This window comes from Streptomyces sp. NPDC088553, assembly GCF_044752965.1.
Lineage (GTDB): Bacteria > Actinomycetota > Actinomycetes > Streptomycetales > Streptomycetaceae > Streptomyces.
In genome coordinates this window covers 128,591-144,602 of record NZ_JBIVMG010000001.1, presented here as the reverse complement: position 1 = coordinate 144,602, position 16,012 = coordinate 128,591, and the positions used below count along the sequence as shown (strand labels likewise).

The 16,012-nt window shown below is 70.4% G+C and carries 17 protein-coding genes; 8 read left to right on the top strand and 9 right to left on the bottom strand.

Annotation, left to right across the window (positions count from 1 at the left end; genetic code table 11):
- Positions 1 to 82: 82 nt before the first annotated feature.
- Both ACIP8Z_RS00710 and ACIP8Z_RS00705 read right to left on the bottom strand, forming a co-directional pair.
- Entirely contained in the window at positions 83 to 739 is a 657-nt protein-coding gene (locus tag ACIP8Z_RS00710; protein WP_402076969.1) for a response regulator, read from the bottom strand.
- A complete protein-coding gene (locus tag ACIP8Z_RS00705; protein WP_402076966.1) occupies positions 736 to 1,875 on the bottom strand; it encodes a sensor histidine kinase in 1,140 nt (379 codons plus the stop codon). Before ACIP8Z_RS00705 ends, ACIP8Z_RS00710 begins: the two co-directional genes overlap by 4 nt.
- A gap of 162 nt (positions 1,876 to 2,037) precedes the next feature.
- Between ACIP8Z_RS00705 and ACIP8Z_RS00700 the strand changes: the two genes are divergently transcribed.
- The 3 genes from ACIP8Z_RS00700 to ACIP8Z_RS00690 all read left to right on the top strand — a co-directional run bounded on the left by ACIP8Z_RS00700 (position 2,038) and on the right by ACIP8Z_RS00690 (position 5,014).
- The gene (locus ACIP8Z_RS00700) at positions 2,038 to 2,529 is read left to right on the top strand and encodes a DUF6326 family protein (RefSeq protein ID WP_402076964.1); all 492 of its coding nucleotides are present in this window, start codon (positions 2,038 to 2,040) and stop codon (positions 2,527 to 2,529) included.
- Between the two features lie 233 nt (positions 2,530 to 2,762).
- Positions 2,763 to 4,409, top strand: a complete 1,647-nt coding sequence (locus tag ACIP8Z_RS00695) for an acyltransferase (RefSeq protein WP_402076962.1) — start codon at positions 2,763 to 2,765, stop codon at positions 4,407 to 4,409.
- The gene (locus ACIP8Z_RS00690) at positions 4,409 to 5,014 is read left to right on the top strand and encodes a hypothetical protein (RefSeq protein ID WP_402076960.1); all 606 of its coding nucleotides are present in this window, start codon (positions 4,409 to 4,411) and stop codon (positions 5,012 to 5,014) included. The genes ACIP8Z_RS00695 and ACIP8Z_RS00690 overlap by 1 nt, the downstream gene beginning before the upstream one ends.
- Before the next feature lie 68 nt (positions 5,015 to 5,082).
- Here ACIP8Z_RS00690 and ACIP8Z_RS00685 read toward each other — a convergent pair whose 3' ends face one another.
- The 6 genes from ACIP8Z_RS00685 to ACIP8Z_RS00660 form a co-directional block, all read right to left on the bottom strand.
- A complete protein-coding gene (locus ACIP8Z_RS00685; protein ID WP_402076958.1) occupies positions 5,083 to 5,340 on the bottom strand; it encodes a DUF1877 family protein in 258 nt (85 codons plus the stop codon).
- Positions 5,286 to 5,516, bottom strand: a complete 231-nt coding sequence (locus ACIP8Z_RS00680; RefSeq protein ID WP_402076957.1) for a hypothetical protein — start codon at positions 5,514 to 5,516, stop codon at positions 5,286 to 5,288. Before ACIP8Z_RS00680 ends, ACIP8Z_RS00685 begins: the two co-directional genes overlap by 55 nt.
- A 71-nt stretch (positions 5,517 to 5,587) precedes the next feature.
- The gene (locus tag ACIP8Z_RS00675) at positions 5,588 to 5,929 is read right to left on the bottom strand and encodes a hypothetical protein (RefSeq protein ID WP_402076955.1); all 342 of its coding nucleotides are present in this window, start codon (positions 5,927 to 5,929) and stop codon (positions 5,588 to 5,590) included.
- 150 nt (positions 5,930 to 6,079) lie between these two features.
- Positions 6,080 to 6,847, bottom strand: a complete 768-nt coding sequence (locus tag ACIP8Z_RS00670; RefSeq protein ID WP_402076952.1) for an anti-sigma factor domain-containing protein — start codon at positions 6,845 to 6,847, stop codon at positions 6,080 to 6,082.
- The gene (gene sigK, locus ACIP8Z_RS00665; protein ID WP_402076950.1) at positions 6,844 to 7,410 is read right to left on the bottom strand and encodes an ECF RNA polymerase sigma factor SigK; all 567 of its coding nucleotides are present in this window, start codon (positions 7,408 to 7,410) and stop codon (positions 6,844 to 6,846) included. Before sigK ends, ACIP8Z_RS00670 begins: the two co-directional genes overlap by 4 nt.
- 161 nt (positions 7,411 to 7,571) lie before the next feature.
- The gene (locus ACIP8Z_RS00660; protein ID WP_402076948.1) at positions 7,572 to 8,006 is read right to left on the bottom strand and encodes an ATP-binding protein; all 435 of its coding nucleotides are present in this window, start codon (positions 8,004 to 8,006) and stop codon (positions 7,572 to 7,574) included.
- A gap of 312 nt (positions 8,007 to 8,318) precedes the next feature.
- Between ACIP8Z_RS00660 and ACIP8Z_RS00655 the strand changes: the two genes are divergently transcribed.
- Positions 8,319 to 8,702, top strand: coding sequence for a hypothetical protein (locus tag ACIP8Z_RS00655; protein ID WP_319312829.1), 384 nt, complete (start codon positions 8,319 to 8,321; stop codon positions 8,700 to 8,702).
- A gap of 243 nt (positions 8,703 to 8,945) precedes the next feature.
- Positions 8,946 to 9,389, top strand: a complete 444-nt coding sequence (locus ACIP8Z_RS00650) for a hypothetical protein (RefSeq protein WP_402076945.1) — start codon at positions 8,946 to 8,948, stop codon at positions 9,387 to 9,389.
- Positions 9,390 to 9,500: 111 nt separating this feature from the next.
- Here ACIP8Z_RS00650 and ACIP8Z_RS00645 read toward each other — a convergent pair whose 3' ends face one another.
- A complete protein-coding gene (locus ACIP8Z_RS00645; protein ID WP_402076943.1) occupies positions 9,501 to 10,505 on the bottom strand; it encodes a GAF domain-containing protein in 1,005 nt (334 codons plus the stop codon).
- Between the two features lie 561 nt (positions 10,506 to 11,066).
- Here ACIP8Z_RS00645 and ACIP8Z_RS00640 point away from each other — a divergent pair.
- The 3 genes from ACIP8Z_RS00640 to ACIP8Z_RS00630 all read left to right on the top strand — a co-directional run bounded on the left by ACIP8Z_RS00640 (position 11,067) and on the right by ACIP8Z_RS00630 (position 15,837).
- Positions 11,067 to 13,031 (top strand): beta-ketoacyl synthase N-terminal-like domain-containing protein, encoded by a 1,965-nt coding sequence (locus ACIP8Z_RS00640; protein ID WP_402076940.1) that lies wholly within the window; start codon positions 11,067 to 11,069, stop codon positions 13,029 to 13,031.
- Positions 13,028 to 14,569, top strand: coding sequence for an amino acid adenylation domain-containing protein (locus ACIP8Z_RS00635; RefSeq protein WP_402076938.1), 1,542 nt, complete (start codon positions 13,028 to 13,030; stop codon positions 14,567 to 14,569). Before ACIP8Z_RS00640 ends, ACIP8Z_RS00635 begins: the two co-directional genes overlap by 4 nt.
- 83 nt (positions 14,570 to 14,652) lie before the next feature.
- Entirely contained in the window at positions 14,653 to 15,837 is a 1,185-nt protein-coding gene (locus ACIP8Z_RS00630; protein ID WP_402076935.1) for an FAD-dependent oxidoreductase, read from the top strand.
- Positions 15,838 to 16,012 lie beyond the last annotated feature (175 nt).

Genomic DNA, 16,012 nt, shown 5'->3' with positions numbered 1-16,012 from the left:
TTCAACCGGAGATCGTCCGGAAGGGCGTGCGGCGGATGCCGGCCGCCGCGCCGGAGGCCGAGGCCAACGCCTACATGGCCGATCAGTCCCCCACCCGGCCGGTGTCGTACGCCCACATCGCGATCTCGACCCTGTTTCGGGCGCCGATCTTGGTCAGCAGACTGGCGACGTGGGTCTTGGCGGTCGTCAAGCCGATGAATAGCTCGGCGGCGATCTCGGCGTTCGTGCGGCCACGGGCGACCAGCGTCAGCACCTCCTCCTCGCGTTCGGTGAGCGGCTCGATCGGTTGGGTCCGTCGGCTCGACGGTTCCCTGGCGGCGAGGGTGGCCAGCAGCCGCCGGGTGATGTTCGGCGCGATCAGGGCATCGCCGACGGCGGCGGCATGGACGGCCTGGACGAGCAGCTCCGGCCCGGCGTCCTTGAGCAGAAAGCCTCGGGCGCCGGCCCGGAGCGCGCCCTGGATGTACTCGTCGAGGTCGAATGTCGTGATCACCACTACCGCGATCGGGTCCGGGACGCCCCGCCCTGCGAGGAGCTCAGTCACCTCGATGCCGTCGAGCCCGGGCATCTGGATGTCGACCAGGCACACGTCGGGGCGGAGCCGATGCGCCAGCTCGACGGCGGCGTGGCCGTCGGCGGCCTGGCCGACGACCTCGATGTCGGGCTGCGCGTCGAGGATCATCGACAGGCCGGTGCGCACCAGATCTTGGTCGTCGGCCACCAGCACGCGCACCGTCATCGGCGTACCTTCGTCGGCAGTTCGGCGTCGACCGTCCACCCGCCCTCGGGCGCCGGCCCGGCACGCAGCGTGCCGCCGAGCAGCTGCACGCGCTCGTTCATCCCCAGCAGCCCGAAGCCGTGGTTCACCGACCGTGCCGGGTCGATCTGTCCGTCGTCGGTCACGCGTAGTCGCAGCCTTCCCTCGCCCCCGACGACTCGGATCTCCACGCGCGAGGCGTTGCGGGCGTGCCGCAGGGCGTTGGTCAGCGCCTCTTGCGCCAGCCGGTAGACCGCCGAGTCGACCTGGGGCGGAAGTTCGTCCAGGTCATCCGGCAACTCTACGTCGACGACCGGGACCGGGGCGCGTCGGGCGAGGGACACCAGGTCGGCGACGCCGGGCTGGGGGGCGTACTCCGCCGGCGCTCCGTCGCGCAGCACCCGGACCATCACCCGCATCTCCGCGAGCGTCCGCGACGCTTCCCCTTCGATGACCGCCAGCGCCTCGAGCGCCGCTTCAGGTCGCTGCCCGGCCATCGCCCGGCCCGCCTGCGCCTGCACGACGATCGCCGAGACGTGGTGGGCGACCATGTCGTGCAGCTCGCGCGCGAGGCCGACCCGCTCCTCGCTGCGGCTCTGGGCCAACGCCCGGCGCCAGCTCTCGGCGCGGTAGCGGAACGCCGCTCCGTCCGCCGCCGCCGCCAGGATGGCGAACCCGCCGATGACGTCGGCCGGCCCGGTGTAGTCGGCGACCGTACCGATTACCGCAGCGACCGCCACCACCGCCAGGCCGATCACGATCTCGCGCCCTGAGCCCCAGCGGACCAGCGCGTAGACGAGCACCAGGATGTAGATCATCGTGTCGAGGCCCACGCTCGGGGCCCCGCCCAGCAGGCTCGCCAGTCCCAACGCCATCACGGTGCCGAAGGCCACCACGACACAGGCCAACGGGTGGGTGCGCCGCCACAGCAGCACCGGCGCAAGTCCGACCGCCACGATCGTCGCGAACGGCCGCCAGGCGACATCGTCCCGGAGGACTCCCTCGAGCAGCGCCGTCACCATCAACACGCCGACCAGCACCCAGTCGCGCGACACCCGTTCGGGAGCGTCCGTGGCGCGGGGCTCGGCCCACAGCGAACTCAGGGCGTTGGTGGTCACCCACCCAGTCTAGGGACCGCCGAGGCGTCGGGGACCGACCGAAAGAACGAGACGCCGCCCCTTCCAACGGCCGAGGCGGGTCCGGCCTCGACGCCGATGTGGCCGCCGCCGGGCTCAGCGACCGTGGACCTACCGATCCTCACCACAGCAACGGAGCCCACGATGAGAACACGTCAACCCACCACCACCGCACTGGAAGACCCGCGGATCCCGGTGAGAGTCAAGCTCGCCGCAGCGTGGACAAGCTTCATGTTCCTGTACGTCTACGTGGACATTCTCGCCTTCTTCAAGCCCGGCGTCATCGATGACATCGAGGGCGGTGTCGTCTGGGAGTTCGACATCAGCCAGACGTTGTTGACCGCCTTCCTCGCGCTCATGGCGATCCCGATCCTCATGGTCGTGCTGTCGATGACGCTGCCCGCCCGGGCGAACCGCGTCACGAACCTCATCGTGGCCGCAGTACAGGTCCCCTTCGCGGCGTTCAACGCGGTGGGCGAGTCCTGGACGTACTTCTACGGGCTTGGCGTCGCACTGGAAGTGATCGTTCTCGCCCTCATCCTGCGGTACGCCTGGACCTGGCCCCGCACCGCCCCGTCGGCGACCATGGCGACCAGCCCGGACCGCGAAAGCGTTCGCGCCCAGCAGCAAGCGTGAACCCGAGAGCAGTACCCGTCCTGTGCGGATCCATCTGCCTCGGTGACGAGGTGTGGGCCTCCTGGCGGTGGCACACCAACTGCCACCGGGACCTCGCGTAGAGGCACACCAGCTCACCAAGCGCTGCGGCCGTGGCCCCGGGCTGTCGGCGCGCCCACGCCTGAGGAACAGGGATGTCGTTAGCGCATTCCGTATACGGTTTCAGTATTCGGAATGCTAGGTTCGGAGCTGTGATGGGTGTGGAGGAGATCCTGAGGCTGACGGTCGCTGCGCTGATGGCCAGGACCGGTGAGCGGCAGGGCGATCTGGCGGCCGGTATCGGGCAGGCGCAGGCGCAGGTGTCCCGTAAGCAGTCAGGTCGTCAGCATTGGTCGCTGGAGGACGTCGATCTGCTTGCGGCTCACTATCGTCTGCACGTGCTCGATCTGCTGGCCGGGCCGACTCACGCGGTCGGTGTCCTGCATGGCGTGACGCCCAGTCTTCAGCAGGCCGGCATGCAGCCGTTGGCCTCTGTCGCCGGGGTACCGCTCCCCGCCGACTCCGTCGACCTCGGCGGCCCCGCCGGTTCCTTGGGCGAGGCAATCCCCGTGCCACCCGTGTCACCGGTACAACCCATGTCCCCGCCCGCCGCCCCCGCGCGACAGGTGGGCCTGTGCGTACTGTGCGGGCAGCCGGCTCACGTCGAACTCGACGGATTCCCGCAGCACTTGAGTGCCGAGGAGTGCGCGGCGGCGATCGCCGCGACGAACAAGCCGCCGCAGACCACCACTCAGGCCGCAGCCGCGGAGGAACCCGCCTCCGCAGATCCGACCGTCCCGGCCCCCGTCGATTCGCCGGCCCCACCGGCGCCCGCCCCGCCGGCGCCCACCGATCCGGCGCCGGTCGCACCCGAGGCGCCGTCCGCCACGCGGCGGAACGCGCCCGGATACGCCTCCGGGACGCTGATGGAACAGATCACCGGCCGGGTGGAGGAAGTGCTGGCCGAGTACGGCGGCGACGTCGCGGTCGCACAGGGCGCGTTGATCAAGGCCGCGATTCCGGATGTGATGGCACTCTTCAAAGCCTCCCGGGTGGGCGGCCGCTACGAGCATTCGGAATTCCCTCCCACGCAGGAAATCTTGCGGAAGAAGTCCCAGAAGGGCGCGGACGACATCTGGGAGGGCCGCCCGAAATGGCGCAACGCGGGACTACTGGCCGCGGCGAAGCGCGGCGAATCCATCGAGGTGACCGCGCTGGACATGAACGCGGCCTACTTGTCCGCGCTCAAGTGCTGGCTGCCGATCGGACAACTCCGCGAGGACACCAGCGGCGCTCACGACGCGAGGAAAGCCGGCGTCCACCTCATCACCCCACCCGCCTGGGAACACAGCGATCTCCCCAACCCGCTGGGCAACCGGATGGAGCCGGGGGAGTTGTGGGTGAGCGAGTCCACGCTCCGCCTCCTGCTCGACTGTGCGCGGCAAGGCCTCGCCGATGCCCCCGTGATCCACCGCTCGCTGGTCTCCGGTGCCTCCGAAGCACTGCTGGAAAAGCTTCGCCGTGCGCTGGCCGAATCACGGAAGAACGCCCTTGCGGACGGCGACGAACTGTCAGTGAGCTACGTAAAGGCCATGTATTCTAAGTTCGTGTCGACCATCGGTGAGTCCAGCGCGAATCGTGAAATCCGCCGCCCGGACTGGATGCACATCATTCGCGCGAAGGCGTTCGCCAATCTGTGGATGAAGGCCCACAAGGCGCACAAGGCAGGACTTCAGATCGTGGAAATCTCCGGCACCGATGAGCTCCACGTCGTGGGCGACTGGCGATCAGTCTTCCCTGAAGGCCGGGACCTGGCCCAGGTCAAGGAAAAGTCCACCTACACCCTGGGGGGTAGGAGCTGATGCCGGGATCGCCGGACCTGTGGGCCCGGTGGGGCGACATCGGGAAGTTCAACGCCCACGGGGTGAAGGGCGGCCAGGCCCTGATCGTGGAGCTGAACCGGATCGTCTATGCCTCCGGTGTCGCCTCGCCCATCACCTCTCGGCGCGGACTCGCCGCCCGCCTGCGCTACCTCGACAGCGCCGCCGGCCGCACCGCGCTGAAGGAGCAAGGCGTTTCCGCCCGTACGATCCGTGCCTGGATGCGCGACAAGGGAAAGATCACCCCGACACCCGCGAACCGCGAACGCATCGACAGCGCCTACTGGTCGCGCCGACGCGACAACCTGATCCGATCAGGCTGGCTCAAGCGGCACCTGGACAACGACGGCCGGGGCCGCCGGATGGAGATCTACCCCGTCGACCAGAGCCAGGTCCCCGCCGAGCGGTCCCGCCCCACCCTCAACCAGCGGTCCATCACCGTCCGCTACATCTGGGGCGACCTCGTCGACGCCTGGGCCACCCGGAACGAGGCCCTCGTGGACGAGATCTGGGACGACGTCATCAGCGACCTCGACTCCGACTACAACGCCTACGCCTACGTCTCCTCCGTCGGCATCGGAGCCTGAGACTTCCCCCGCCCCGCCCCGCTGATCGCCCGTGACTTCGCCCTTGGCTCTCCGACTGCCTGGGCGAATCAGTCGATCCAGATCAGCATCGCGTGTCCGGCGGACGCGGCGTCCTGGAAGAACGCTGTCAGGGGAGTGAACAGGTCGTCGGCCCACTCCAGCGAGGCAGGCGAGTCCCAGATCTGGGGGTAGATCTCGGCCTTGGCGAGGGAGTGCGTCCGAGGGTGCTGGTCCGGAGCCCGCCCGGCAGCGTGCAGCCCCCGAGCGGCCGTCAGTTCGCGAGGTGTCGCTCGCCTTGCTGTAGGAGGCCGGCGAGGCGCTCCCACTCTTTGGCGCAGTGGCTCGCCACCTCGGAGACGGCCTGGCAGCAGTGCGGCGGGAGGGCGGCCGGCAGACGTTCGCCCCATTCCAGACCGCAGGCGGTGAAGCCTTCCTGCGCGGGCCGCGCCCCGTACCGGGCGACGTCCCGCAGGCCTGGCTCGCAGCCGAACTCGTCGAACACGAACCCTCCCCGACGCCGCCGTACATTGACGCACGACCCTGACGGCGGTGCCGCGGGCACATGGAAGATTCTCAGCGTCCCAGCACCTCGGCGAGGGATGTTCCGGTGCGTGCCGCCTCGATGCGAAGTGCCCGCACCTGGGCCCGAGTACGGGGGCGAGACTTGGGGTCCTTGCCGCAGCCGCAGGTGTCGCGGCCCTCGTAACGCAGCCCGGCGTCCAGCACGGCTGCCACGACGGTCCACGCCCTGGTGTCCCGGCGCCGTGGCGCCGCGAAGTCATGGCCGGCACAGACCATCGGCTCGGAGCACCAGGGGCAGGGGTGCTCGTCGGCCCCGGGGTGTCGCTTGAAGGCGACGCGGCAGGGCACGCACGCGTAGTGCAGCTTGTAGGGCTTTTCGGCGTAGAGACACATGCGGCGAAGGTACCTGCCCTTGTGGCGATCGACGGGGCGGTTTCCCTGGCGGGGCCAAGGGCTGTACGAGGTGAAGGCCCCATGGCCGGTCCGACGGCGTGGCAGGCGGTGTTCGAGCGAGTCTCTGAGTTCCGGAGGCCCGGCGTGGGGCTAGGCCTTGGTGCTGATGGGGATGATGCCGAGGGGCTCGGTGGTCGGCTGGTCGGAGCCCCCCGCTGGTTCGACGGTGATGCCGACGGCGACCGCGTTGCCCAGGGGGCCGTCGAGAACGCGCGCGGCTCGGTCGCCGGTGTCGTCCAGAAGGCCTGCCGGGCGCAGGTCACCGGCCTCGCCGGCGTACCAGAGTTCGTACACCGTGCCGCTCGGCAGCGCCGGGAGGTCGCGGGCGGTGAACGCGGCCTTGGCTTCCGCCCGGGACACGACGACCGCCGCCTCGGCCCCGTCGGCCAGCTCACTCGTGTGCACGGTGGCGTCGGGGGCGGTGAGGATGTCCGCGAAGGCGCCGCCTGCGGCGCGGGCCTGCTCCTGCGCCTGGGCTGCCCGGGCGCGCGCCTCCCCGGCCTCCTCGTGCTCCCGTACGGCGACAGCGCCGAGCGCGGCCGCCGCCGCCACGCTCGCGGCGAGCGCGAGACGCAATCCGTTCCGGCGGAGCGGTCCGCCACGGGGACGGGCGGGGTGTCGCCGCCGGTCCTGCGGGGTGCGGGCCACCTGCTCCATGACACGCACCCGCAGCTCCTCGGGTACCGGGGCGGTCTCGGCGGAGGCTAGCCGGGCGGCGGTTCTCTCGAACGTGGTGACGTCCTGGCGGCAGGCCCCGCAGCCGGCGAGGTGATTCTCGAATGCGGCTTCCTCCGCGGGCGGCAGCGCGTGCAGGACGTACGCCGCGGCACTGAGGTGCGGATCCTCTGACGTCGTCATGATCCGGCCTCCAGACAGGCGCGCAGCTGATCGAGGCCCTTGCGCATGCGGGACTTCACCGTCCCCTCGGGGGTGGACAGCGAGCGCGCCACCTCAAGACAGGTCATGCCCTGGTAGTAGGCGAGGACCAGCGGCACTCGCTGGAGGCGGGCCAGGGCCGCCAGGCAGCGGTGGACACGGCGCCGCTCGTCGAGGCTTTCGACGGTCTCGGCGACCTGGTCGAAGTCCCGGTCCGCCGACAGCATCCCAGCGCGCACCTCGCGGTCCTTGCTCGCCTGGACGGAACGGACCCGGTCCACGGCGCGCCGGTGGGCGAGGGTGAGCACCCAGGCTTTCGCCGTTCCGAGGTCGGGCCGGAAACGGTCCGCCGTCCGCCACACCTCGATCATGACGTCCTGCGTCACCTCCTCGGCCTGGCCGGCGTCCCGAAGGATCCGGCAGGCCAGCCCCATCACCGGCTGGGCCAGTGCGTCGTAGACGCCGGCGAACGCGTCCCGGTCACCGTTCGCAGCCCGGAGCAGGAGCGTGTCGAGGTGGGCGCTGGGTTCGGGTGCGTGAGGCAATGGTCTTCCCCCGTCGTGCCTCTGGTGGTCGGTCGCCCGGGCGTGCGGCGCCGGGTCGCCCTGCTCGGTGTGGCCCGACGTGTCCGACTCTGCCGCCTGAGGCGCGGTCGCGCCGGGCGGCCGCGCCGGCCGGGTGAGTCCGGCCCGGGGCTCGGGGGCCGTCACGGCGGCCTCCGGCGGTCGTGGGCCGGGGTGTGGAGCCGTAGTGCGACATGTACGGTCTTGCCGCCGATGCGGGGGACCACCCGGAGGGAGTGTCCGAGGTGGCGCATGATCTCCAGACCGAAGCCGCCTCGCTGGTCGCGGCCCGCGGGCCGGTGGAGGTCGGGCATCTCCTCGCTGTGGTCGGTGACCGCGATGTCCAAGGACTCGCCGTCCTCGGTCAGAGTCAGGAGGCAAGGGCCGCGGGTGTGACGGACGGCATTGGTGACCAGCTCGGACACGACCAGGACGGCGTCAGCCGTTCGGCCGCATTCGGCCGCTTCCAGCCATCGGACCGCGATGCGACGGGCGACGGCCGGACTCCGCGGGCCCCAGGGCAGGGCCACGACGAGGCGCGTCACGCTGGACGCCGAGGGTGATGCGGTGATGGTCATGATCGCTCCCTGGAGACGGGGACCACCTGTGTGAGGGATTCGTAGCCGCCCCGAGCGCGGATGACGCATCGACGGCGAGAGCATCCGCTGTCTCCGGGTCCTTCTCGGGCTCGCAGCCGCGGCCCGATCCCACGGCGGTGGTCGTCTGCCCGGTGGCCGTCCGATCCGATGCACACGTTTCCGGGCGCTTCTTCATCCGCAGGAGGCTCGGCTCCGAATCCCTGATGACCCCGCACGGCGAGTCGGCCGTTCGAACCCACGGCATCACTCGACGTGCTCACGGAAGTCGATCCATCGAGGGAGGTGCGTCCGATGACCGCGTCCATGCGCGTCCGTCGTCTGGTGGCGAGTGCCGCGGCGGCGGGACTGCTGGCCGGCGGGACCGCGCTCGGCATGTCCGGCACGGCAACCGCGGCACCCGCGCCCACGTCCGTCTCGACGGTCGTGGCCGGTGACAGTCACGACCACCACGACCGGTGCGAGTGGAAGAAGGGGCACTGGGAGAAGAAGTGGGTGAAGGGCCACTGGGAGAAGAAGTGGACCCACCACAAGACGTGGCACCCCGGCCATCACGACAAGCACGGTGACTGGCACAAGGGCTACTGGAGCCACGACCGCCAGTACAAGTGGGTCTACGTCCCCGCCCACTGGGAGCACCACTGGGTGAAGGGCCACTGGGACTGCCACCACCGGTGACCACCGGTGAAGCCTGATCCCGTAGCCCGGCCGCCGAGGGCCAGGCCCCGTGCCTGGCCCTCACCGCTGCCTGCGGGCGGAACGGCGATCGGCCCCGGCACGGTCACGCCCGACGGCGGCCCTGCCGCGGTGCCCGTCGACGACCGAGACTTGAACGTGTTCAAACTTCGTGCCAGGGTACGGCGTGAAGTCCTGAGTTCATCGGTCGCGCACGCGGCCTGCCGAACCCGCCAGGGGTGGAGTGTGTCGCGTTCCCGTCGTACCGCGCTGATCCTGCCCGCCATGGCCCTCGCCCTGACGGCCTGCGGCAGGTTCACCGTCATGCCGCCGCCCGACGGCGAACCGGTCGTTCTGAAGCCGGCCGAACTCGCGACCACGTGGACCGATGCCGAGGGCGGCACCCTCACGCTGAAGCGGGACGGGACGTTCATCGCCGACAAGGTCTGCATCGCCGTCGGCTGGTACGAGGGATTGGCCTGGTCCGGAACAGGCGCCTGGGGGCAGGGCTCCGACAGGAAGCAGAGCTTCGTCGGGGTGACCTTCGACGCCGACCACCCCGAAGTGCGTGGGCGGGAGCCCGACGCCTACGCCGCCTTGAGGGAGGGCGAGGTCCTGAAGCTCTGGGCTGCCATCGGCGATCCGGACAACGACTACCCGAACTGCGTCCTGACCGGCCCGGCGAGCTGACCCGGCGCTCTCGGGAGCTCCGCTCCAGGTGCGAGGGGCCCCGCACCCGGAGTCGCTAGCGGAACGTTCCTGTGCGGCTGTCTCGATCTGTTCCTGTGCGAGGGCCGGGACTCACCCGGGCTGGCCGGGGAAGGGCGAGGGGCCCCCGCCGGCGCCCAGGCGCTCGAACTGCTGTTGCACGTTGGCGGAGAAGGCGTGTGGGTCGGAGACCGTCGAGGCGTTCATGGCGACGGTCAGGATGCCGCTGATCGGCGCGCTGGGAGACGTTCTGACAGGAGTGCAGAGGAAGTCGAACTCCTGGTAGCCGACGTGGTCGGCGGTCGGCACGGAAGCTCGGTGCGTGACCGGCTGTCCGCTGTGGAAGGCGGTGTCCATGGCCTCGAAGACGCCGACGTTCCGCAGAGTGGGCAGTTCCGACGCGCCGGGCAGGTACTGGCGGCCCATGCCGAAGACGACCGCCTGGCGGCCGTTGGCGTAGCGCATCAAGTGCTGGGGGCCTTCGGTGAGCATGATGGGGAAGGGGGCCCCGTCGAAGACGGCGAACAGCTCCTGCTGTTGCGCGAGGAGGCTGTCCCGGAGCCTGAACTCCGAGACGAGCGTCTGGGCGAGGTCCTGCATCAGCTCCTTGGTCTGCGGGTCCCAGGTGCGCGGGGACGTGTCGGCCACACACAAGGTGCCCAGGATCATGCCGGTGTTGTCGCGCAGGGGAGTGCCGAGGTAGGAACGCACGCCCATGTCGTTGACCAAGGGGTTGCCGGCGAAGCGCGGATAGTCGAGCACGTCGTCGAGAGCCAGTTGCGCCCCCTGCGCGACGACGTGGGGGCAGAACCCGTAGTCGCCAGGTGCTTCCCGGGCGGCGGAGTTGCTCAGGTCGAACGTGATGCCGGCGTCGGTGCTCGTCCGCTCATCGGGGGAGGCCTCGGGGGCTCGGGGTACGTACATGCCCCGGAACATCTGCGTCTGATCGTTGATGAAGTTGACCATGGCCAGAGGTGCTCCGGTCACGGTCGCCGCCACCTTAGCCACTCGGTCGAAGGTGGCTTCCGCGTCTGCCGAGTTGAGGCCAAGGGCCTGGAGGCGCTGCCGCCGGGCCTCGCCACTTGTCTGGGGATCCATGAGATCACATGAAATCAGATCCCAGGACCTGGTGGCCCGTCACCTACCCAGTTTTTGGGCCCGGTTGGCCGCGCGGATGCTACGAACCGCCGGCGAGTCTGTCACAGTTGGTCGTTTTGAGATCGTGCATCACGAAAACTGGCAGTATATCTGAAAAAAGAAGATGTTTCAACGAGTAGCGATCAATTCACGCCAACTGATCGACGGAAGGCGAGGAATCGTGGCAAGGCATATGACAATCGTGCGGGGTTGATCTAGGACGCGGGAGCGCGTGGGGCGAGGGGACAGGCATGTGAGCACAGTGACTCAGGCGCAGCCGGCCTGGTGGGGACCGGTCGACCCCGCGGGATCGCACTCGAGGTGCCTGCAAGAGCCGTAGCCCCGCCCGGCCTTCACCCGCCACCCGTGAACGCCGCTCCGGCGAAGTGTGGGTCGGTCCCCGGAAGGACCCACTCCCGGAACCGCAGGCCAACGCCTACTGTACTGCCCAGGCGCGGTCCGTTGAATTGAAGCTGCTCCGCACTGTACGTGCTGCAGTGAGGCATTGAGGGAGTTTTCTGAATGTACGGAGCGAACGCGGAAGCGCGCTCAGTGGCGGTGGTCGGAATGGCCTGCCGACTTCCAGGGGCCAGAGACATCGATGAATTCTGGCAGTTGTTGTGCGATCGGTCGGATGCCACTGCGGAATCCTCACCCGATCGCTACGACGCCGATTTCCTGGACTCGCCGAAGCCCGACCCCGGCGCCATGGGCAGCCGTCGCGCCGGATACGTGGACGGCCTGGCGGACTTCGACGCCGACTTCTTCGGCATGTCGAGCAGCGACGCGGCCGAACTCGATCCTCAACAGCGTCTGTTGCTGATGACCGCCTGGGACGCCCTGGAGGAGGCCGGACTGAGGCCCGATCGCCTCGCGGGATCCAGGACCGGCGTGTTCGTGGGGGCCACGCGAGCGGACTTCGTCGAGCGCGCCTTCCGTCACGGCCCGCAGGCCATGACGGCCGTGCAGTACCTCAACTTCCGTTCGGTCATTCCCGCTCAGGTGTCGTACGCCTTCGACTTCCGCGGCCCGAGCATGCTCATAGACACGGCGTGCGCCTCTTCCCTGTACGCCGTGCACAGCGCTGTGCAGAGCCTGCGCGTGCGGGAGAGCTCTCTCGCGCTCGCCGCGGGCGTGAACCTGGTGCTGCGCCCCGACGAGGGCATCATGATGGGCCACGCCGGAACGCTGTCGCCGGACGGGCGGAGCCGGTTCGGCGACGCCCGGGCGGACGGCCACGCCCCGAGCGACGGGGTCGGAGTGGTGGTCCTCAAGCGACTGGCGGACGCCATCGCCGACGGAGACAGGGTGCACGCGGTCATCGCCGGGAGCGCGGTGGGCACGGACGGCCGCACCACGGACCAGATCCTGAACCCGTCGCTCACGGGGCAACTTGACGTACTGCGGTGGGCGTACGAGGACGCCGGCGTCGACCCGGGCGAGGTCGACTACGTGGAGGCCCACGGCACCGGCAGCCCCTTGCTCGACCCGCTGGAACTGCGGGCCCTCGGAGAGGTGCTGGGGAAGGGCCGCCCGGCCCACAGGCCGCTTCTCGTGGGATCGGCGAAGTCGAACATCGGCCACGCGGAGGCCGCCGGCGGCATGGCCGGCCTGATCAAGACCGTGCTGTGCCTGCGGAACGGACAGATACCCGCCAGCCTCCACGTCGACGAGCCGACCCCCGAAGTGGACTGGCAGCGGCTGCCGGTGCGGATCCCGGTCGACCTTCAGGACTTCCCGTCACTGGACCGCCCCGCACTCGCCGGCGTGTCGAGCCAGGGCGTGTCCGCCCTCAACGCGCATGTGGTGCTGTGCCAGGCCGACCGCCCCCTCGCTCATCCCCCGCTGGAACCCGCCTCGGACACCCCGTACGTCCTGGCGCTGTCCGCCCGTTCCCCCGAGGCCCTGCTCGACCTCGCCGCCGCCTATGTCACCTACCTCGGGACAGGCGGCCAGGGCGCCGCGTACAGCCTGCGCGACATCTGCTACAGCGCGACCGTCCGCCGCACCCACCACGCCCACCGGCTGGCGGTCGTCGGGGCCGGCCACCAGGAACTGGCAGCCGCCCTGGCCGCCGGGGGAGCACCGGGACACGAGCGCACCGGGGACCCCGCACCCCTGGCCGCCGCCATCGAGCACTACCTGGCCGGCAAAGAGGTGCACTGGGAGGACCTGTTCGACGAACCCGGGACGGTCGTCCCGCTGCCCCGGTACCCGTGGCAGACCCGCAGGTACTGGCCCGGCGAGGATCGGGCCACCGGTGCGGAGAGCGCCGCGGACTGGTTGTTGCGCGAGCACGCCCGTACCGCCTTCGACGACGCCTCCCGCCTCGCCGACATAGGGATCGACTCCCTGGCCAGACTCCAGCTCATCGTGGAACTGAGCCAGCAGACGGGACTGGAGATCGACCCGGAGGAAGTGGGACGGCTCGGCACCGTGGGGGAGTTGCGCCGCTGGACCGGCTCGCTCGAGGCCGGTGCGCGATGACCGACCCCCAGCACGTGTACGGCTGGTTCGCCCGATCCGTCGAACGGTACGGCGACGAGCGGGTCGCTCTCGAAGTGGGCGGACAGTCCCTGACGTACCGCCAACTCGGCGCCCTGGCGGAGAGCCACGCCTCTCGGATCCTCGCGAGCACCGGATCGGGCCCCCGGCGCGTCGGGCTGCTGGCCGGCCGCTCCGTCAGCGCCTACGCCGGCTATCTCGCCGCACTGCGCGTCGGCGCGACCATCGTTCCCCTCAACCCCGAGCACCCGCGGTCCCGCACCGAGTCCATCGCCGACGCGGCCGGCCTCGACCTCGTGCTCACAGACACCCCGGGGGCCGCCGTCACGCTGGGCGTGACCGAGCTGCTGCTCGAACCCACGACCGCGCCCGGCCCACCCCCGCCCGCCCCGTCGGACCTCCCCGAACCCGGCCCCGACGACATCGCGTACATCATCTTCACCTCCGGATCGACCGGCAGCCCCAAGGGCGTTCCGGTCCTCCACCGGAATCTCTGCGCCTATCTCAGCGTGATGGCCGGCCGCTACGGGATCGGGGCGGACAGTCGGATGTCGGCCGCCTTCGACCTGACGTTCGACGGCTCCGTGCACGACCTCTTCGTCGCCTGGGCGGCCGGTGCGACTCTGGTGGTGCCGAGCGCGGCCCAACTGCTCTCGCCAGTGGCGACGGTCAACAATCTGCGCCTGACGCACTGGTTCTCGGTGCCCTCCCTGATCTCCTTCGCGGAGCGTCTCGGCACGCTCAAGCCGAACAGCATGCCCACCCTCCGGTGGAGCGTCTTCGGAGGCGAGGCCCTCCCGCTCACCGCTGCCCGCGCCTGGCGGACCGCGGCACCGCGGAGCGCGATCGAGGTGCTCTACGGGCCGACCGAGCTCACCATCTCCTGCACGGCCTACCAGCTCCCGGACGATCCCGCCGCGTGGCCCACCACGCCCAACGGCACGGCACCGATCGGGCACTGCCATCCGGGCCTCGAGCACCGGATCCTGGACGAGGACGGGCTCCCCGCCGATACCGGTGAGCTGCTGGTCCGCGGGGCGCAGCGGTTCCCCGGCTACCTGGACCCGACGCACGACGCGGGCCGCTTCCACCCGCCCGCGCCGGGCGACGGCGACGCCGCGGACCACACGGACAAGGTGACCGCCGACCACTGGTACCGCACCGGAGACCGCGTCACCGTGCGGGACGGCGTCCTCGTGCACCTCGGCCGGACCGACCACCAGATCAAGGTGCGCGGTCATCGCATCGAACCGGGCGAGATCGAGGCCGTCCTGCGTGAGCTGGACGGGGTGCGCGAGGCGTACGTCCTCGCCGTGCCGGACGCCCATGGCTCGCCCGAACTCCACGCGGTGGTGACCGGCGGCGCGTGCGATCCGGAGAAGCTCTTCGCGGAGCTCACCGACCGCCTCCCGCCCTACATGCGACCTCGCCGCATCTCGGTCCTGGAGAGCCTTCCGCTGAACGCCAACGGAAAGATCGACCACCGAGCGCTGCTGACCGAGCTGTCCCTCACCCACTGACCGACACCGCGCGGGCCGCCTCCCGGGGGAGGGGCCGGCACCGGCGCGGGTTCAACCCACCATCCCTATGAGGCAGCACCCACATGCTCGACGTCATCGTCGTCGGCGCGCGCGTCGCCGGCTCCGCCACCGCCCTCCAGCTCGCCCGGGCGGGCCACCGTGTCCTGGTTCTCGACCGCGCCACGTTTCCCTCCGACACCCTCTCCACCCACCTCATCCACCAGCCGGGGGTGGCGGCCCTGGCCCGGTGGGGTCTGCTGGACGAGTTGAAGGCCACCGGCTGCCCCCCTCTGGAGCGCGTGGGCTACGAGGTCGCCGGCATCCGCCTGGAGGGCTGCGGGCGAGGCGTGGACGGACAACGGGCCGCCTACGCGCCCCGCCGGCACATCCTGGACCCCCTGCTGGCCGAAGCCGCGGCCAAGGCCGGTGCCGAGATACGGCAGGGCTGCCGCGTGACGGGGCTGCTGCACGACACCACGGGCCGGGTCGTCGGCGTGGAGGGCACACACGCCGGGAAGGCCTTCCGCGAGCACGCGCGGCTGGTCATCGGCGCGGACGGCATGCGCTCCACCGTCGCCGGCCTCACCGGAGCCCCGGTCACCGTCGAGCACCCACGACTGACGTGCGCCTACTACTCGTACTGGCAGGACGTGCCGGCCGACCTCGAACTCTACGAGGCCCCCGACCGCTGGGTCGCCGCCGTCGCCACCCACCAGGCCACCCTGGTGCTGACCTACTTCCCCCAGTCCCGCTTCGACGAGATCCGCGCCGACGCGGAGCACCACCACCTCCAGCAGGTACGGGCCACCGCCCCCGCCCTGTACGAAAGGCTGCGGGGAGCCACACAGGTGGAGCGCCTGCGCGGCACCGGCGACCAGCAGAACTACTTCCGGCAGGCGGCAGGGCCGGGATGGGCCCTGGTGGGCGACGCCGGACACCACAAGGACTCCATCACCGCCCGCGGCATCAGCGACGCCTTCCTCCAGGCGGAGATGCTGGCCCGACACATCGGCGGACGGCTCGACGGCGATCCGGCCATTCTCGACGAGGCCCTCGCCCAGTACGGAAAAGACAGGGACGCCGCCCTGCTGCCCGGCTACGAGGCGACCCTGGCCGTGGGCCGACTCGCCGAACAGCACCCGCAGCGCCTGGCGTTGCTCCGCGCGATCCGCCAGGATCCCGAACTCACCTCGATCTACTTCGACATGGTCGCCGGCACCGCCACGATGGGTGACCTCTACACCCCGAAGTTGCTCGCGCTGCTGTGACCGGATTCAATCGATGCCGCCGCCCATCAACTCGCCTTGCCCATGAGTCTGTTGACCGGGCCCGATGGCGGCGGGCGGGGCGTACCGGTAGGACGGACTCCTGATACGGTGCGCCTTGATCACTGCCGTGGTGCTCCTGCGTCAAGACGCCACGCCGCAGCGATCAGGACCGCTG

What these genes read in the sequence shown, in the direction of transcription:
- ACIP8Z_RS00695 (WP_402076962.1), top strand. Translation starts at nt 2,763, where the DNA reads ATGGGTGTGGAGGAGATCCTGAGGCTGACGGTCGCTGCGCTGATGGCC.
- ACIP8Z_RS00710 (WP_402076969.1), bottom strand. Translation starts at nt 739, where the DNA reads ATGACGGTGCGCGTGCTGGTGGCCGACGACCAAGATCTGGTGCGCACC.
- ACIP8Z_RS00690 (WP_402076960.1), top strand. Translation starts at nt 4,409, where the DNA reads ATGCCGGGATCGCCGGACCTGTGGGCCCGGTGGGGCGACATCGGGAAG.
- ACIP8Z_RS00640 (WP_402076940.1), top strand. Translation starts at nt 11,067, where the DNA reads ATGTACGGAGCGAACGCGGAAGCGCGCTCAGTGGCGGTGGTCGGAATG.
- ACIP8Z_RS00670 (WP_402076952.1), bottom strand. Translation starts at nt 6,847, where the DNA reads ATGACGACGTCAGAGGATCCGCACCTCAGTGCCGCGGCGTACGTCCTG.
- ACIP8Z_RS00655 (WP_319312829.1), top strand. Translation starts at nt 8,319, where the DNA reads ATGACCGCGTCCATGCGCGTCCGTCGTCTGGTGGCGAGTGCCGCGGCG.
- ACIP8Z_RS00645 (WP_402076943.1), bottom strand. Translation starts at nt 10,505, where the DNA reads ATGGATCCCCAGACAAGTGGCGAGGCCCGGCGGCAGCGCCTCCAGGCC.
- ACIP8Z_RS00675 (WP_402076955.1), bottom strand. Translation starts at nt 5,929, where the DNA reads ATGTGTCTCTACGCCGAAAAGCCCTACAAGCTGCACTACGCGTGCGTG.
- ACIP8Z_RS00630 (WP_402076935.1), top strand. Translation starts at nt 14,653, where the DNA reads ATGCTCGACGTCATCGTCGTCGGCGCGCGCGTCGCCGGCTCCGCCACC.
- ACIP8Z_RS00700 (WP_402076964.1), top strand. Translation starts at nt 2,038, where the DNA reads ATGAGAACACGTCAACCCACCACCACCGCACTGGAAGACCCGCGGATC.
- ACIP8Z_RS00635 (WP_402076938.1), top strand. Translation starts at nt 13,028, where the DNA reads ATGACCGACCCCCAGCACGTGTACGGCTGGTTCGCCCGATCCGTCGAA.
- ACIP8Z_RS00660 (WP_402076948.1), bottom strand. Translation starts at nt 8,006, where the DNA reads ATGACCATCACCGCATCACCCTCGGCGTCCAGCGTGACGCGCCTCGTC.